Consider the following 17,435-nt stretch of genomic DNA (forward strand, 5'->3'; position numbering starts at 1 on the left):
ACTTCAGCCCGGATAAAGCCATGCTCGAAATCCGTATGAATTGTCCCAGCCGCTCGGGGTGCCTTAGTCCCCTGATAGATTGTCCAAGCTTTAACTTCCAGTGGGCCCGCTGTAAAAAACGTCATTAGCCCTAGCAAATGGAAAGCTACCCGAATCAAGCGGTCAAGCCCTGACTCTTCAAGCCCCAAATCCTGTAGAAATCCTTCTTTCTCGTCTGGCTCAAGTTCGGATATTTCAGCCTCAATCTGCGCGCAAACCACGACAACTTCGGCGCCCTCTTCAGACGCTATTTTTTTAACTTGTTGGACGTAGGGATTGTCTGAAGCTGAGGAAAGACCCTTTTCACTGACATTGGCAACGTAGAGGACTGGCTTCAAGGTTAAAAGTGAAAACCCCTTTAGAATCTCTTGTTCCTCAACTGAATAGGTCAACGACCGGGCACCTTTTCCTTGATTAAAGACCTCTTTTAACCGCTCCAAAAGAGCCACTTCAATAGGAGCCTTTTTATCTCCCGTCTTTAATAATTTCGACGTACGTTCCGATCGCTTCTCCACGCTCTCCATGTCTGCTAAAACCAATTCTAGATCTATAGTCTCAATATCCCTTTTAGGGTTGACATCCCCCTCGACATGGATGACATTCTCGTCTTCAAAACAACGCACAACATGCACAATGGCGTCCACTTCACGGATATGAGATAAAAACTTGTTGCCTAGCCCTTCTCCCTTGCTCGCACCTTTGACAAGACCAGCAATATCGACAAACTCGACAGTTGCTGGAACAATCTTTTTAGGATGTACCATATCAGCAAGGATTTGCAAACGGGCATCGGGCACTTCAACCATACCCACATTCGGATCAATCGTGCAAAATGGGTAATTCGCCGCTTCGGCACCTGCTTGAGTAATTGCATTAAACAGCGTCGATTTACCGACATTTGGCAAACCAACAATTCCTGCATGTAATGTCATATCGTTACCTAGTTAAGAAAACTTGGACAAACCTTAACCTTATCCTTTCAAGTTTTTTGTACCAGCCAGAAAGTATAACTTCGTCAACAAATATCTTTTCCAAGTTTTAAACGTATTATTGCAATCTTAAACTCGACTCGATCAAAAGCTACCTCAACGATTATAAGTGATTTTAAGCCATTAATCCAGATTATCTTCCACCCGCTGTAAAATCTCTTTTAAATTTCGTTCAAGTTTGACCCTAGGGATCCAGGCTTGATGTTGACAGCCTAAACACTGGATTCGAAAATCCATACCCGTTCGCATTACTTTCCAATCTATACTTCCACAAGGATGTGGTTTACGAAGACGAACAATATCCCCTACATTCAATGGAATCATCGGCTTCCTCCCTTGTTCCTCATTGGTCTAGCGCTCCACGGAATCCGCCATAATAATACCATGTAAGTTAGGCGTGCGAATTCCTTCTTTCAAAAACTCCCTATGTATTTGACGGCGCAGTTCTCGCTCTAAGCTCCATTGCTCATTGGGTTGGGTATAAGCAATAACACGCAGGATAGCAGTTCTTTCTCCGAATTCAATTACCCCCTGAACAGTGGGTGCGTCAATAATCTTATCCCCGAATTCTTCACTAACTCTCTCACAAACAGAATGCATTACTTCCATAGCACGATCAAGGTCTTCTCCATAAGGCATCTGAATATCCACCAAAGCTCTCATTTTGCCACGACTGAAATTAGTGACGGCGCTGATACTGCCATTGGGGATTATATGAAGTTCTCCGCCCCAATCTCTGAGGTGTGTTGCTCTAATTCCGGTCTCTTCCACAGTTCCAGAAAATTCACCAGCCTTCACATATTCCCCAACCGAGAACTGATCCTCAAAAAGAATAAAGAAACCCCCAATCACATCTTTAACTAAGCTTTGTGAACCAAATCCCAGAGCCACTCCCAAAACACTTGCCGAAGCCAACAATGTCCCTGTATCAAAATTAAAAAGATGTTTAAGACTGTGCAACACGACTGTAAACGTAATCATATAAAAAGAAATACTTCGAAGAAGTGAAAATATCGTATTCGCTTTTCGCTCATCCAGAAGGTGTCTCCCTTTTCTCTCTACCAGTAAACGTCTAAATGTATAAATCAAAAATCCATAGGCCAATCGTGCTACGATGAGAATTAGCACAATATATAACACCGTGTTAAACACCGTAGCCCCTAATTCCTGCCAGTCATAATCTCCTATTTTCTCCTGAATCCATGCGACATTCATATCTTTAGTCGTCCTTTGCTGATTCTACTTATCACTTTTTATACGTTAGAAATGCGTGATACGCTCTGATCATCATGACCAAATCTATCACAGAGATGGTCTCCCATGGAGCATGCATGCTTAGGACTCCTACACCGCAGTCCAAAACTTCCATTCCATAAACGGCCATGTATTGAGCGATTGTACCACCGCCACCTTGGTCAACTTTTCCTAATTCCGCCGTTTGCCAATCTATCTTAGCCTCGTCGAAAATTTGACGTATTTCTGCTACAAATTCCGGATTAGCATCATTAGATCCATACTTTCCTCCAGAACCCGTGTATTTACTAATCACGATACCACGTCCCAAAAAGGCGGCATTCCGTTTATCCATCACCTCCGAATAATTTGGATCAAAGCCTGCAGCAACGTCCGCTGAAAGAGCTTTACTCTTGGCCAGCGCCCGACGAACCAATAGGCCATCGTAGCTTCCGTTTTGCAGGTTGATAAGCTCCGCAATAAAATTCTCTAAGTAGCGGGCTTTCATACCCGTGTTAGATTCGCTCCCTATTTCCTCTTTATCCGATAAAAGAACAATCGTCGTCCATTCAGGTTGTTCAAGTTCCTCAATTGCTTTCCAAGCTGCATAGGCACAGACTCGGTCATCTTGCCCGTACCCGGCAATAAAGCTCCGGTCTAAGCCAGCAAAACGCGCCTTTCCCGCTGGAACAATTTCTAACTCTGCACTGACAAAGTCATCCTCTTCTATCCCATATCGTTCCTTCAGAATATCGAGAATTGATGATTTGACACGCTCATCTCCCTCCCCAGGAGACGGTTTATGTCCCAGCAATATATTTAAGCCCTCTCCAGTTATTGCCTCGCGTAATTTTTTGTCATTTTGTTCTTTGGCTAAATGGGGAAGCAAATCCGGAATGGTCAAAATAGGATCCTTGTCATCTTCTCCAATCACAATTTCGATTTTGGCTCCATCACGTAAAAAGACGACCCCATGAAGTGCTAGGGGCAGAGCTGTCCATTGATATTTCTTAATCCCTCCGTAATAATGAGTTTTAAAAAATGCCAAGCCTTCTTCTTCATAAAGTGGACGTTGTTTAAGATCTAATCTAGGAGCATCAATATGAGCCGCAACTAATCGAAAACCCTCTCCCAATGGACGGAGTCCTGCAATCGCAAAAATCCCCGCTTTTCCCCTCACCGAAAGCCTGACTTTTTGACCAGCCTTAAAACTTGTGGTCTCATCGAGTCGTTGAAACCCTGCGTTTTTAGCCCATCCTTCAAGAATCTGCCACGATTCACGTTCTGTTTTTCCCTCACTAAGAAAAGAAATATAGTCTCTCATGGCTAAGCCTTCATTTTCGGATAGACTATAGTGATCCCAAGCTGATTTTAATTTCTTAGTCCCCATAACAACGCACCTTCCCTACCCTGATCGTTATTAATCGCCTCAATCGTTGCTTCTACAAGTCTATATAGTTTTCTTCTTCTAAGTTTTAATTATGTGCTAAAACCAATTTCCTTTTTCCAAGGATAATGGATCAAGTAGGTTCTGACGAAGTTGTGCCGATAATACTCGATCCAGGACATCAAAAATCTCTACTAAATATGGGTAAAAGGTAGAATTCTGAATCAGCACATTAAAGCTTCCACCGACACCTAAATGCAATAACGGGAAAAACAAACCCGCTAAAACAGATAATCCAATCAAAGAACTTAATCCTCCGAACACAAGGCCTCCTCCACGATTTAGAGACCCGCTCCAACTGCCAAATGGACGAAGTAAAATTGCAACTATGAGTTGAATTAGAACTACCACTGTATAGAAGACAACGCCAAAAGCAATTAAATTTAAAAGACGCTCTGTGAGTACCCCCGCTAGACGGTGCCCCAATTGTTCAATTGTTTGTGGTATGGGTAAACTTGAAAGATTCTGCGAAGAAAAGAAACTGCGTAATTCTGGAGGCAACGATCCTAAAATCGTTCCTAAAAACCGCTCTTCAAGTGTATTTGACTTGGATTGAATCGCTGGTAGAACTGCGCGATAAACTATAGGCTCTAACCATTGCTGAAGGGGAAAATATTGTTGCACCCAACTAAGTGCATCCTTATATTTCCAGACAGCAATCAGGAATCCTGCTATTCCACTAAGGAAGTTGACAATGCTTGACAGTAAACCCTTTTGATAACCGCGCAGAGCCCCTAATAAAATAAACCCAAGAATTAGAACATCTATAAGATTCATGGTGCCCCCTCTTCCTAGCTTCAGTTCCTAAACATATTCGATTATTATCATCGATAATCCTGCTCACTCAGGACTTATAAGAAATCAAAAAAGGCAGCGTCTTGCTGCCGTCCCATCATAAACTATAGCCCAATCGGTTGGCGGGGATGCGTGCGAATCGAACACACCTCGGAACGTTCTGCGTCCCGACACGCGGATTTGAAGTCCGGGAGCAGCACCAGCCACTATCCATCCCCATACTATCAACAATCTTAACACATTTATGCTTATTAGTGAAGTTCTAGTCCCAAAATATCATAATGTTCTATACGTAGCGAATAGTTGCCAAGAAAATTGTACACATTATTAATGGTATAAATAATTGGGCTCATTCCCAGAAAGGAGACTTAGGATGGAACGCTCCAATGTCAAATTCTCAAATTTGACCAGTGATCAACTTAAAGAAGTACAGGCCCTTGAATCAAAAATTAATTCGACTACCCAAGGTCATGAAACTATTTTAATTGCTTACGCCACTTCCGAACAATCATAAAGTAAATCCTTCACGTCACCTAGCCATCCTGGCGATCCTCTAGTCTAGAACATCCTGTTCGAGTTCTGGTTCGGACATCCTTAGCCAGCGGCCGCTTATTACGGGCCTTACCAGAAACTTATACTTTCGATAGTCGAACAACAAGTCTTTATAAAGGAGCCTCTATATAGCTTTATAGTGCTGGCAACTTCCTTCTAAAAACTGTTCAACCATCTTATTTACTTCTTCCTCTCTCATGGTGAGATTCATTAACTGATATCTGGCTTGCATTAATGCTTTAACACATTCTAAGGCTAAATCTGTCAAGTGTGTACAGCCTTCTTTTAGTCCCACCGCCGCTTGTATTTGCCTTCGGACACTTCGGTTCAGATTAGTACCAATTAGTTTTTTAATTCGATCTTTAGTGTATGCACAGTCGGTATGCGGAACACGCCGAAGCTCACCGTCAGCAGAAGTAATAGTGTTGCTCTCCAAGTCTACTTTGATTGACAGACAGAGTTCATGATGAGTATCTAAAAAAAATCCCTCTACTCTTAACGTTTCCTTATCTTCTAACCGGACATTTACGGATATTGATCGATTAAAAAGATACATTTCTTTCACCTCATTTTTGCACATAACTAATTCTAGCTTCAATTATATCTCAATTGGGGAATAAAGAAAACTTGGCTGGCGCCCACGAAGACACTGTCTTCGCGCGAATTAACCTTCTCGCAGACACTGTCTTCGCACGTGTTAGCTTAGCGGAGCGAAGACACTGTCTTCGCACGAATTAGCCTTCTAGTTAGCCTTGGCGAAGGCGGCCGCCTTAGTTGCCCTTATGCTTCCAGACGAAGACACTGTCTTCGCACGTATTAGCCTTCTTGCAGTATATAACGAAGTTATACTTTCTGACTAGTATAAAGAAAGACCTGAATGAATTATCATTCAGGTCTTTCTCAATGTTACTTTTCATTGACCAAATTCACTTTAATACACGGTACCCCTTTTTCTCAATCGATGCTTCAACCTCAGCTACACGTTCACCTTGGAGACGAGCGAGGATTTGAACTTTATTATCTCTTAGATGGTAAACCGCTAAACTTCCGATATTGACATCATACTCTTTAGCAGAAAGTGCCAGGTCCAGCATGACCCCAGCTTCGTTCTTTGTTTCGATCATCACTCGTTGCCCTGGACTGAGGAAACCCATAATATCTAAAAAGGCATCTAATATATCCGAGCCCGTGATAATTCCAACCACTTTATCATTATCTACGACGGGCAATCCCCCAATTTTATGATCTTTCATTAATAAGGCTGCATCTTCGATCTTCGTGTCAGGATGACAGGTCACAACCTTTTTAAACCCTACTTCACGAATTGGAGTTTTGGCAATTAGATAATTAAGTTCAAAAATGCTTAGCGTTGTCGCGGGAGAAGGAGAGACCTCTCGGAGATCCCCATCTGTGACAAACCCGACAAGTTTGCCTTTTTCCACGACTGGCATACGGCTAATCTTTTTCTCTCTCATAAGTGCCATGGTATCAGCAATCGACTCTTCTGGGGTCACTGTAAAAACCTGAGTTGTCATAAATTGTCGAACATACATCTTGATAGCCCCTTTCTCCTTTTAGCTCGGCCAAATGTCTGCTTGTTTGGCACTAAGCTATTGAAGCCGGCATTGCTTAGTTGCCTTTAATGTCGTTCGAAAAACCAAATTTAAAAACTTGTTGGAGAAACCTATGTTTCTCTATTTACAGTATCTATATGCTTAGCCCCCTAAATAGGCCTTTCGAACTTCTTCACTTGCCGCTAATTGTTTTGAATCTCCAGAAAGAACAATCTTTCCTGTTTCTAATACGTAGGCCCGGTTCGCGATTGATAGAGCCATATGCGCATTCTGTTCAACTAGCAAAATAGTTGTCCCACTTGCATTAATTTCCTTGATAATTGAGAAGATCTGTTTAACTAAAATGGGAGCTAATCCCATTGAAGGTTCATCTAAAAGAAGAAGTTGAGGTTTGGACATAAGCGCCCGCCCCATAGCAAGCATTTGCTGTTCTCCTCCAGACAAGGTACCTGAGATTTGACTCTTACGTTCCTCAAGACGCGGGAACAAACTATAAACATGTTTAATAGCTTCTTTGATACCCGCTTTATCCTTCCGTAAATAGGCTCCAAGTTCTAAGTTTTCGATAACCGTCATATTAGCAAAGACACGCCGACCTTCCGGCACATGTGATATCCCTTTTGCCACAATGGATTGGGGAGCTACGGTGGCTAGATTCTCTCCATTAAAGGTTAATTTACCCGTTTTCGGGCGCAACAATCCAGAGATCGTCTTTAAACTTGTACTTTTTCCTGCACCATTTGAGCCAATGAGAGTTACAATCTCTCCCTGGTTAACCTCAAAGGAGATTCCTTTAAGAGCATGAATTGCACCGTAGTATACGTTAACATCTTCAAGTACAAGCATCAGACAACCTCCTCCCCTAAATAAGCCTCAATGACTTTGGGGTTGCTTTTAATTTCATCTGGTGCACCTTGAGCAATAATCATACCATAATCTAAAACATAGATGCGCTCACAGACCCCCATTACTAAGGACATATCATGTTCAATTAACAGAATTGTAAGCTTGAACTTTTCCCTTATCCAGCGAATAAGATTCATTAGATCATGGGTTTCCTGGGGATTCATACCTGCAGCTGGTTCATCGAGCAATAAAAGTTGGGGGTCTGTTGCTAGGGCACGAGCAATCTCCAAGCGGCGTTGTTCTCCATAAGGCAGATTTTTCGCGGTCTCTTCTGCCTTGTCATCGAGATTAAATATTTTAAGCAACTCCATGGCTTTGCGCTGCATTTCCGCTTCGCCAGAATAATAGCTCGGGAACCTAAAGAGCGCACTGAACGTGCTATAAGAAGTTCTTTGATGATAGGCGACTTTAACATTGTCAATAACGCTCAAATCGCTAAACAACCGAATATTCTGAAACGTGCGCGCCATTCCCCGCAGAGTGACTTGATACGGTTTAAGTCCGCTCACGTTTTTGTCCATAAACGTCATGGTGCCTTCAGTCTTTTCATACACCCCTGTGAGTAAATTAAAAACTGTGGTTTTTCCAGCTCCGTTAGGGCCAATCAGACCGATCAGTTCCCCTTGATTAATCTCAATATCTAAATTTGAAACCGCTTTCAAACCTCCAAAAGATTTAGAGAGATTTTCAATTTTTAGAAGTGGCATTTTTATCACCCTTCTTTCCTAGGAAACCTAAAGTAAATTCTTTTGTTCCCATTATTCCTGTCGGCCTAAAAATCATGAGTACGACTAAAAACACTGCGGTAATAACTAAACGCCATTCGGGAATACCTGCTAAAAGAGCTGAAATCAGAGTATAAACAACCGCTCCTACGATACCTCCAGTTATGCTTCCTAGTCCACCCAGGACAACCATGACCAGAATATCAAAGGACTTCAGAAAGCTAAACGTCCCGGGTTGAATGATATACATATAATTCGCATAAATCGCTCCAGCAAGTCCAGCAAAAAAGGCTCCGATTGTAAAAGCCATGACTTTGTATTTTGTAGTATTAACTCCCATTGATTCTGCCGCAATTTCATTTTCGCGAATTGCAATACAGGCCCTGCCATGCGTTGAACCAACAAAGTTTTTAATTATCACCACACTAAACACCATTAATAGAAAAGCCCATGTCCAGGTAATCTTACTTGGCAGGGTAAATCCTGCTGCCCCGCCTACTAATTCCATATTTAAGAAGACAATGCGGACGATTTCCCCGAATCCTAGGGTTGCTATCGCAAGATAGTCTCCTTTAAGGCGAAGCGTAGGAAGTCCAACTAAAAGCCCTCCCAAAGCCGCCACAACTGCCCCAGTCAAAATTCCCAAAAGCAACGGACCATGCATGATAGCGGTTACCATCGCCGAAACATACGCACCTACAGCCATAAAACCCGCATGTCCGATCGAAAACTGACCCGTGATTCCATTAATTAAATTCAAACTCGTGGAGAGGATAATATAAATACAAATGAGGATTAAGGTTAGCTTATAGAAAGGAGGCATAATATCAAACACGATCAGCCCTTGTACAACTGCATATAAAAGAACAATCCCCAAGAGTGCAACAATATTTTTGCGGTTGAACCAGTTGCGCATTTTACTCACCTACACTTTCTCACGGACGTTTTTACCAAAAAGCCCGCTCGGTTTAATTATAAGCACGAGAATCAAGATGAGAAAAGCAACGGCATCGCGCCAAGTTGAGGCCCCTAAACCGCTCACAATTGATTCGACCAAACCTAACATTAATCCACCAACCATTGCGCCAGGAATAATTCCTATACCTCCGAGCACGGCGGCTACGAATGCCTTCAACCCAGGTATAATCCCCATTAAAGGGTCGATGGTATTGAAGTAGACACCCATCAGTACGCCCGCTGCAGCCGCTAAGGCTGAACCAATTGCAAACGTAAAGGATATAATATTATTAGTGTTTATTCCCATCAGTAATGCAGCATCTTTATCATAGGATACAGCACGCATGGCTTTGCCCACTTTCGTATATTGAACAGTGAAGTGCAAGAGAGCCATTAGCACAACAGCGGTTAATAGCATCACAATATCTCCATATTTAAAGTAGACACCGCCTAAAATATACCTAGTATCCGGGAAAACGGGAGGATAGGTACGCACTTGGGCGGTAACGACTATCATACCCCCATACTCTAAGAATAACGAAACCCCGATTGCAGTAATCAACGCTGCGATCCGGGAGGCATTTCGCAAAGGCTTGTACGCGATTCGTTCAATCAAAACTCCTAATAGAGCACAAGAAATCATCGAAAAAAGTAGTGCAGGCAAAAAAGGCAAGTGTAAGACTGTTACGGCAAACCAACCGGAATAGGCTCCCACCATCATTACGTCTCCATGTGCAAAATTAATTAGTTTGATGATCCCGTAGACCATCGTGTAGCCCAAGGCGATGAGCGCGTAGATACTCCCTAAAGATAAGCCGTTAATAATTTGCTGAAATATCTGGGTCGAGATACTATCCAAAAAATTTCACTCCCTTTTCTGCGAAACCTTTCCAAAGTAGAAGAGAGAGGATGAAACCGTCCCCTCCCTCTTTATGTTTACGGAACTATTCGCTATGCCTAAGATTAGGCCCCATAGATACGAACTTTATCACTTAGGTGCAACGCGAGTTAAAAACGTAGGTTTACCGTTTTTATTTTCCTTGATCACAGCACTCTTCTCAGGGTTATGTGTTTTAGGATCAATGGTGATTTCCCCACCAACGCCTTTAAACCCTTTCATACCCTCCAAAGCAGCACGGATTTTTTCTGGTTCTGCGCTTTTACCATCTTCGATGGCTTTAGCGATAAGATTTGCTGCATCATAACCCAGAGCCGCCATAGCATTCGGTTCACTATTGAATTTAGCTTTATAGTCTTTAACAAACGTAGCCATGCCCGGGTCATCCGTTGCAACATGATCACAATAGAACGTGTTGTTCAGCGCCTCAGCGCCTCCAATATTAAACAGTTGAGGATCATCCCATCCATCTCCACCCATAAACGGCATTTTCATGCCTAATTCACGAGCTTGCTTTACAATGAGTCCTACTTCTTGGTAATAGCCTGGCAACCATACCATATCTGGATTTTTAGCTTTTATTCTCGTTAGAATAGATCTGAAATCCTTGTCGCTACCAGCAACATATTGCTCTGTTCCGACAACTTGTCCATTTCCTTTAGTAAAATTCGTAACAAAAGCATCAGCTAGACCTTTTGAATAATCACTTTTTTGGTCAATAAGCACGGCTGCTGTTTTAGCTTTTAGGGTATTAAGAGCAAAGTTAGCTCCAACTTGACCTTGGAATGGGTCAATAAAGCATGCACGGAAGACATAAGGGCGCACTCCTGAAGCGGGATCCATGGTTACCTTAGCGTTTGTTCCACTAGGTGAAATCATAGGGATTTTATTATCCGTTACCACTGGCACAGCAGCCAGAGTGACAGAACTTGTCATTGATCCGATAACGGCAACAACCTTATCCTGTGCAACTAACTTCGTAACTGCGGAAGTGGATTCCCCTGCGTCTGACTTATTGTCTGCAGCAATTAGAACTAATTTTTTCCCTCCAAGAACCCCACCTTTAGCATTGATTTGCTCAAAGGCTAAGTTGATGGCATTCTGAGCCGCTTGACCAAACATAGCGGTTCCACCAGTAAGCTCTAGATTACCACCAATCTTAATTTCCCCACTACCGCTGCTACTACTTGTAGCGCTCTTTTGGGCTCCACACCCCACAGCCATTGTTGCACTTAATAACGCAATCATCCCGAGTGATAAGACCTTGTGTAATTTTTTCACTCTCTCTCCTCCTTCTTTAGTCTAAATACAATTACTAGTTTTTTATGCTTCTATACACCCTCTCTTTTTTTATTAAAGCCCCAGTCATCGCAATAATGTAGTGACTGAGGCTTCTCAACTTATTAAAACTACCTGGAAATTCCTTAATTTGACTCTATGCCTATCTTAGCTTTTGTGCTTGTTTTAGTCAATACCTTCTGAAGTAACAATTGCCCCATTTTCTGATTATTTCTAATTATGGATTAACATGTGTCAGCAATGTCTTTTTACCATCAACCATTTGAAGAATGACCGCACTCTTGACTGGATTGTGAGTTGCAGGATCTACGGTGATGGTTCCTGTTACCCCACTAAAATCTTTAGTGTTTTCCAAAGCGTCCCTTAGTTTATTAGCATCAGTACTGCCGGCCTTTTCAATAGCAGCAATGAGCATTTTAGCAGCATCATAACCTAGAGCTGCTAAGGCATCTGGCTCAGCGTTGTATTTGGCTTTATAAGCCTCTACAAAAGGCTTTGTAGCCGGATCGTCTGCCCACATGTGATTGACGAAATAGGTTCCATTAAGGTTTGCAGGACCTGCTAACTCTGGCAATTTGGCAGAATCCCATCCATCTCCACCGACAAAGGGAACTTGAATGCCCAATTCTCGAGCTTGCTTTATAATTAATCCCACTTCATTGTAATAACCCGGGACAAATACGATTTCTGGATTGCTTGCTTTGATACGAGTTAACGTAGATTTAAAATCTTTGTCTCCGCCGACATATTGTGCAGTTTCGGTAATAGTCCCACCAGCGCCTTCAAGGACCTTTTTGAATTCCGCTGCCAAACCTTTAGAATAATCATCTTTCTGATCGATAAATATAGCAGCCTTCTTGAGCTTGAGGGTGTTCATTACGAAATTTGCAGCGACTTTACCTTGGAAAGGATCTAGAAAGCAACTTCTGAAGACCCATTTGTTAAGTGAACCATCTTTATTAACGGTAACTTCTGAATTCGTAGCCGTTGGCGTGATCAGAGGAATTTTGTTGTCTGCAGAAACTGGCACTGCAGCTTTTGTGTTTGAACTGGTTACTGCTCCAAGAACTGCAACAACTTTATCTTGCGTAATGAGTTTGGTGATCGCCGAAGTTGATTCTCCAGCTTCTGACTTATTATCGGCAGTAATAAATTTCAGTTGTTTACCGCCAAGAACTCCACCCTTTTTGTTCTGATCATCAAACGCTAAGTTGACAGAGTTTAAAACTGATTGTCCATAGGTTGCTACTCCACCCGATAACTCTAAGTTACCACCTATTTTTATCTCTGCCGACTCTTTCGGTGCTGAAGTACTTCCACAACCTGAAACTAGACCTAACATTAATACAGCAATACCTACTAATATTTTACTTCTTCTCATCGCTAAACCCCCATCTTTTTTAAGTAAATCTATTTTTCCCATATAAAGATTAGCACTTTGCTATCAATGACACCTCCGTTTATACAAAACAAACTACCCAAAAACTAAAAAATCCCGGCATTCATGCCAGCTTGACCCCGACGTAACAGTTATAATACAGACATTAAAATAACCTCGTTTTATGATTACTTATTTTATAACTGTTACACCATTGTGTCAATTATTAAATTCTGTGTAATATAAGCCTAATCAGTACAATTTCCTTTTATCACCAATCCGTCGTGTGATCTTTTGGTTATCGAAATATTCAAGTAAAGGGACCGCATACTTTCGTGAGACTCCCCACAATTCTCGTACGTCAGCTACTCCTACGTCGTTATGAGTACTCAAATATTCAATTAAACTATCTTCAGCTTGTTTTAGATCATTATGGTTAAAATAAAATTGTTCAATATGTACCCATTCCTTAATTTCACACAAATATTGAGCATACTCTAATCCTTCAGTTTTTCTAATTCCACATTCTTCTGCAGTCGTAGAAAGATCTGGAGGCATGAGTTTATTACTATCCCACCTTTTGCGTAAGGCATCCAAATTTTTTCTAATATTGGGGGGGATTACTACCCCTTCAATAGTTTGAACTTTACTGCCAATAACACGATAAAAGCCACGTACGCTTCCCAGCTCTAGAATTGTTTGCCAGTGCCGATGTGTCCAATTAAGTCCCAGTCTTGTTTTTAGTTCTTCTCTACTAATTCCGCCACGCAAAGGATTGGTTTCTTCGTGTTTTTTGACTACATCAATTAACTTTGAACGCCATTCCATGGCTGCTACAGTTCCCCAATAGAGAGGGTTATCATCTTCTAGCCATACTTCTACTCGCTTTAATTCCACCAGAGATTCTAGACTTTCCTTCAATTCTTGCTCGTTCACATGTAAACGATTCGCTAAATCCGCTCTACTTCGAGGTTCGTCCATCTCTCTTTCTAAAAGGTCGAGTGGATCTCCTTCGTCTTTAATTCTCATTTGGGCTAATACGTTTTCCTTAAAACGCTTTTCTTTAAAGTCTGCTACTCCGAGTACCTTCCCACCTGCAATTGTATGAGGTGGAGAATAGAACCTCAACACAAAGCGATCTCCGGGGGCAGCCAACACGCCTCTTTCTAAGAGAATTTGTGCAAACCCTTCCTTGCCTGGAGCCAGTTCCTCTTGATCCAAAAGATGCAATCTTCCAAGGATCTCCGTTGTACCAAGATGAAACCGTACTCTTTGCCGTTGAATCAAGGGCTTCTCTGCAGAAGGGAGGTTTGTAACCTTTAAATCTAAAATTTTCCCCACTTTAAAGGCCTTTGCCGACACCAATACTGAGCCTCGCTCAACCTCCGAAACATCCACCCCTGCAAGATTGACGGCTACTCTTTGCCCTGCACCTGCTGAAGATGCCTTGTTGTTATAAACTTGTATTGATCGAACTTTTGCGAAGATATGGCTTGGCTCAATTGCCAACTCCTGCCCCAGTTCTACTGTCCCACTATGAAGTGTTCCAGTTACAACTGTACCAAACCCCTGTATGCTGAATACTCGATCAAGTGGCATTCGGACTGGGCCAAATGCTTTTTTACCTTCTACGTCTGAAAGTAGCTCATCAATTGACTGACGTAGAACTTCAATTCCTTCCCCCGTTAGTGAAGAAACTCGACATATTTTGGCATTACCAAATGCCGTCTCCTTTAATCCTTCACGTACTTCTTCTTCCATAAGTTCAAGCCAATCTTGATCTACTAGATCCGCCTTGTTTAACACTACAATTCCTCTAGGTATTCCTAGTAATGTCAAAATATCAATATGCTCTTGGGTCTGTGGCATTATCCCTTCATCGGCAGCAATCACGAGCAGTACTACGTCCATTCCGCTAGCCCCGGCCAACATCTGTCGCACAAACCGTTCATGCCCTGGTACATCGACAATTCCTACTTCTCGCCCACTGGGTAACGTCATGTGGGCAAATCCTAGTTCAATAGAGATACCCCGCTGTTTCTCTTCTTTCAATCTATCAGTCTCTATACCAGATAATGCTCGAATGAGTTGAGTTTTACCATGATCCACATGCCCTGCAGTGCCAATTAAATAGTGTCTTACAGCCATTTTAGTTCCCCTTACTAACGTGGTTTGACCAGAATCTGGTTAGTCAACCCCATATACTTAAACTTTCCTTGGGATTAAAGCCTGTTCTGTTTTCTATACGTTTTATTTTCTAAATAAATAGACAACCCTTTATCAACTTAGTATAAGTACTTCACTGATGTGTAATGCACTTTCTGATATTTCAACGCTCACGAATTTAACCCGATATAATCCGACTTTAGTAGCTTTTAACTTCTTCGCCAGTAATACAGAATTGTTGGTATTAAGACAAGTCCTAAATAGCCAAATAAGGGATAGACCAGTTGTACAATTTGTGAAAATTTTACGCCTGATAATGGTAAAAGAATGACTAATAAGCCAAGAGTTGTAGGTCCATAACTTAATTTACCTGAATCGACGACTCGGCTGACAAGACTAAAACCATTTCCCACTGCGGCTGTGATCATCGCTAACCAAAGAACAACCACGTAGAAAAACGCTGGCCATTCCCCCAGCTTACCTGCAATAGCAACCATTGGAATTTCCAGAACCCATATATCCGGAAATCGTAATAATGAAGTGCCTATTGCAAAGGCAAATAGACCAAGGGCAACTCCCCCTAAAAGAGCGCCCAGACGTGCTCCTTTCTTCTGAATTTCACGCCCGAGCGAAGCAAAAACTACCATTGCTAACGTCGCATTTAAGGATACATAAAGAACTGCCGACAGGATCCAATTTTTAATGATGGGATGTGGCATCATCGACGTAACATGCTCATTGTCCCCAGCGGAAATTAAGAAAATCGATGCTGCTGTAATCCCAAAGCAAAAGATAAACTTTACGGGTATTAGGACAGAGTTGATCCACAAAACCCCTTCACCACGATACCATAGGGCTAAAGCAATGACAAAACACGTCAGTGAAATTCCTAGCCATCTAGAAAACCCGAAATATTCATTAAATAATGCTCCACTGCCTGATATCATAGCAACCATTCCTACAAACAGTAAGATGCTAACCAACCTATCCGCCCACCGTCCAAACTTAAAACCGAACAGGTGGTTAAAAAACTCATTATAAGATGAAACTTTCCATCTCTCTTGTAGATCCAACGTACCCCACCCTATGAGTGAAAACAAAATAGAACTTAGAACTATTCCAACCAAACCCCAGTGACCAAACCTAACAAAAAATTGCTGAATTTCTTGTCCAGAGGCAAATCCGGCCCCCATGACTGCTCCCACGTATGTAGCAGCAACCTGGAATGTTGTTTTCCATTGCATTCTAACTCCCTCCTCGCCATCATGCTTATGGCTAGCATAGGAATTTGATGCATAAAAAAGGTGGTATTTGGGAAATATTAATACTAAAAACTAATTAAGTCATTAATAGTTAGGGGGTTTCTTGTGAGTTTATTTTCAATGCTAACTGAACCGCAAAAAATCAAAGCACACGTTGACGACTATCCCGCCAAGGCAAAACTTGAAACTCGTCTGACTGATCTTTTTATATCTGCTCACAAACGCCCTTCCATAATACTGTGTATAGGAACGGATCGGTCAACCGGGGATGCCTTAGGTCCTTTAATAGGAACTCAATTACTGCGACAACATCTGCCTATGCTTCACGTTTATGGGACGTTAGATGATCCTGTACATGCTACAAATCTTGCAGATAATATCCTTGGTATTCAACAGACCTTCTCAAATCCATTTATAATCGCCGTTGATGCCTGCCTGGGACGAATAGATTCAATTGGTTGTATCACCCTGTCAGATGGGCCTCTAAAACCTGGTGCGGGCGTTCATAAACAATTACCTGAAGTTGGAGAAGCTCATATGACTGGAATTGTTAACGTCGGAGGCTTTATGGAATATATGGTTCTTCAAAATACTCGGCTTAACCTTGTTTGGCGGATGTCTGAAACAATTTGCACACTAATATCTCAATCCTACTCAAGAGTACGACTCATCTAATTGATTATATCTTTGTCCCATTCATAGCATTCGCTATAACTTCTTTTTCTTCATCCGAAAGAGAATATGGAGAATGCCCTCCTGCAACTGGTTTCGCATAGACTCTTGATTCATCACGATTATGAATAGAACTTAGAACTATGCCATCTCCTTCTTGACTTAAAAGGGCAAATGCAAAACTTAAATCACCTCCTACATTTTCGAATGCTCTGAATCTAAGCAACTCTGCCCGACCTACACTTGTACGCAATTTTGATTCAATTGGGGTAAGTCTTGCCAGACATTCCGCATAGTTTTTCTCCAATTCACGTACTTTTTGTTTATTCTCACTAAGTAGACCTTCCATTTGTTGGCCTGACATAAAGGTTTGCAAGGAGATATAAGCTGATTCAAACCGTTTCATGCGACGGTATAGTAAAAAGGTTATTAAAAGGGATACCAATAAAATTAAACCTATTCCAAATATACCCCACCAAACTAATGGCATTAACTCTACAATCCTTGTCACTAAATTTTCCTCCTCGGATCATTATCCTGATT

General features: G+C 41.8%; 18 protein-coding genes and 1 tRNA gene. 2 read left to right on the top strand and 17 right to left on the bottom strand.

Annotated features, from left to right (window positions below; genetic code table 11):
- The 6 genes from ychF to UF75_RS28125 all read right to left on the bottom strand — a co-directional run.
- Window positions 1-971: redox-regulated ATPase YchF (gene ychF / locus UF75_RS09115; RefSeq protein ID WP_045574326.1), on the bottom strand; the 971-nt coding region annotated here is incomplete at its 3' end.
- Between the two features lie 180 nt (window positions 972-1,151).
- Window positions 1,152-1,352 carry a DUF951 domain-containing protein gene (locus tag UF75_RS09120; protein WP_045574296.1) on the bottom strand — a complete coding sequence of 67 codons (201 nt, stop codon included), beginning with the start codon at window positions 1,350-1,352 and terminating at the stop codon, window positions 1,152-1,154.
- Between the two features lie 27 nt (window positions 1,353-1,379).
- Complete coding sequence (locus UF75_RS09125) at window positions 1,380-2,243, bottom strand: mechanosensitive ion channel family protein (RefSeq protein WP_045574297.1); 864 nt, start codon at window positions 2,241-2,243, stop codon at window positions 1,380-1,382.
- A 31-nt stretch (window positions 2,244-2,274) separates the two neighbouring features.
- A complete protein-coding gene (locus UF75_RS09130; protein ID WP_045574298.1) occupies window positions 2,275-3,651 on the bottom strand; it encodes an aminopeptidase in 1,377 nt (458 codons plus the stop codon).
- Window positions 3,652-3,747: 96 nt separating this feature from the next.
- A complete protein-coding gene (locus UF75_RS09135) occupies window positions 3,748-4,485 on the bottom strand; it encodes a CvpA family protein (protein ID WP_045574299.1) in 738 nt (245 codons plus the stop codon).
- Window positions 4,486-4,623: 138 nt separating this feature from the next.
- A tRNA-Sec gene (locus UF75_RS28125) sits at window positions 4,624-4,721 on the bottom strand.
- A 155-nt stretch (window positions 4,722-4,876) separates the two neighbouring features.
- Between UF75_RS28125 and UF75_RS29015 the strand changes: the two genes are divergently transcribed.
- Window positions 4,877-5,017 (top strand): hypothetical protein, encoded by a 141-nt coding sequence (locus UF75_RS29015; RefSeq protein ID WP_197079359.1) that lies wholly within the window; start codon window positions 4,877-4,879, stop codon window positions 5,015-5,017.
- 162 nt (window positions 5,018-5,179) lie between these two features.
- On the opposite strand, the gene UF75_RS09140 is transcribed toward UF75_RS29015, so the two are convergent.
- From UF75_RS09140 to UF75_RS09185, 10 genes are all read right to left on the bottom strand, one after another.
- Window positions 5,180-5,611, bottom strand: coding sequence for a DUF2889 domain-containing protein (locus UF75_RS09140; protein WP_045574300.1), 432 nt, complete (start codon window positions 5,609-5,611; stop codon window positions 5,180-5,182).
- A 370-nt stretch (window positions 5,612-5,981) separates the two neighbouring features.
- A complete protein-coding gene (locus tag UF75_RS09145) occupies window positions 5,982-6,608 on the bottom strand; it encodes a CBS and ACT domain-containing protein (protein ID WP_045574301.1) in 627 nt (208 codons plus the stop codon).
- Window positions 6,609-6,770: 162 nt separating this feature from the next.
- Window positions 6,771-7,475 carry an ABC transporter ATP-binding protein gene (locus UF75_RS09150; RefSeq protein WP_045574302.1) on the bottom strand — a complete coding sequence of 235 codons (705 nt, stop codon included), beginning with the start codon at window positions 7,473-7,475 and terminating at the stop codon, window positions 6,771-6,773.
- Window positions 7,475-8,242 carry an ABC transporter ATP-binding protein gene (locus UF75_RS09155; protein WP_045574303.1) on the bottom strand — a complete coding sequence of 256 codons (768 nt, stop codon included), beginning with the start codon at window positions 8,240-8,242 and terminating at the stop codon, window positions 7,475-7,477. Before UF75_RS09155 ends, UF75_RS09150 begins: the two co-directional genes overlap by 1 nt.
- Window positions 8,223-9,176, bottom strand: coding sequence for a branched-chain amino acid ABC transporter permease (locus UF75_RS09160; protein WP_045574327.1), 954 nt, complete (start codon window positions 9,174-9,176; stop codon window positions 8,223-8,225). Before UF75_RS09160 ends, UF75_RS09155 begins: the two co-directional genes overlap by 20 nt.
- Window positions 9,177-9,185: 9 nt before the next feature.
- Window positions 9,186-10,076 (bottom strand): branched-chain amino acid ABC transporter permease, encoded by an 891-nt coding sequence (locus UF75_RS09165; RefSeq protein WP_045574304.1) that lies wholly within the window; start codon window positions 10,074-10,076, stop codon window positions 9,186-9,188.
- A 129-nt stretch (window positions 10,077-10,205) separates the two neighbouring features.
- Window positions 10,206-11,396, bottom strand: coding sequence for an ABC transporter substrate-binding protein (locus UF75_RS09170; RefSeq protein ID WP_242860177.1), 1,191 nt, complete (start codon window positions 11,394-11,396; stop codon window positions 10,206-10,208).
- A 235-nt stretch (window positions 11,397-11,631) separates the two neighbouring features.
- Window positions 11,632-12,795: an ABC transporter substrate-binding protein gene (locus UF75_RS09175; RefSeq protein WP_045574329.1), complete on the bottom strand. Its 1,164-nt coding sequence runs from the start codon at window positions 12,793-12,795 to the stop codon at window positions 11,632-11,634.
- A 249-nt stretch (window positions 12,796-13,044) separates the two neighbouring features.
- The gene (selB, locus tag UF75_RS09180; protein ID WP_045574305.1) at window positions 13,045-14,940 is read right to left on the bottom strand and encodes a selenocysteine-specific translation elongation factor; all 1,896 of its coding nucleotides are present in this window, start codon (window positions 14,938-14,940) and stop codon (window positions 13,045-13,047) included.
- A gap of 227 nt (window positions 14,941-15,167) precedes the next feature.
- Window positions 15,168-16,202: a membrane protein gene (locus UF75_RS09185; protein WP_045574306.1), complete on the bottom strand. Its 1,035-nt coding sequence runs from the start codon at window positions 16,200-16,202 to the stop codon at window positions 15,168-15,170.
- A gap of 123 nt (window positions 16,203-16,325) precedes the next feature.
- On the opposite strand from UF75_RS09185, the gene yyaC reads away from it, so the two are divergent.
- Window positions 16,326-16,895, top strand: a complete 570-nt coding sequence (yyaC, locus tag UF75_RS09190; RefSeq protein WP_045574307.1) for a spore protease YyaC — start codon at window positions 16,326-16,328, stop codon at window positions 16,893-16,895.
- Window positions 16,896-16,899: 4 nt separating this feature from the next.
- On the opposite strand, the gene UF75_RS09195 is transcribed toward yyaC, so the two are convergent.
- The gene (locus tag UF75_RS09195) at window positions 16,900-17,403 is read right to left on the bottom strand and encodes a DUF4446 family protein (RefSeq protein ID WP_242860178.1); all 504 of its coding nucleotides are present in this window, start codon (window positions 17,401-17,403) and stop codon (window positions 16,900-16,902) included.
- Window positions 17,404-17,435 lie beyond the last annotated feature (32 nt).

The organism is Desulfosporosinus sp. I2 (assembly GCF_000960765.1).
Lineage (GTDB): Bacteria > Bacillota > Desulfitobacteriia > Desulfitobacteriales > Desulfitobacteriaceae > Desulfosporosinus.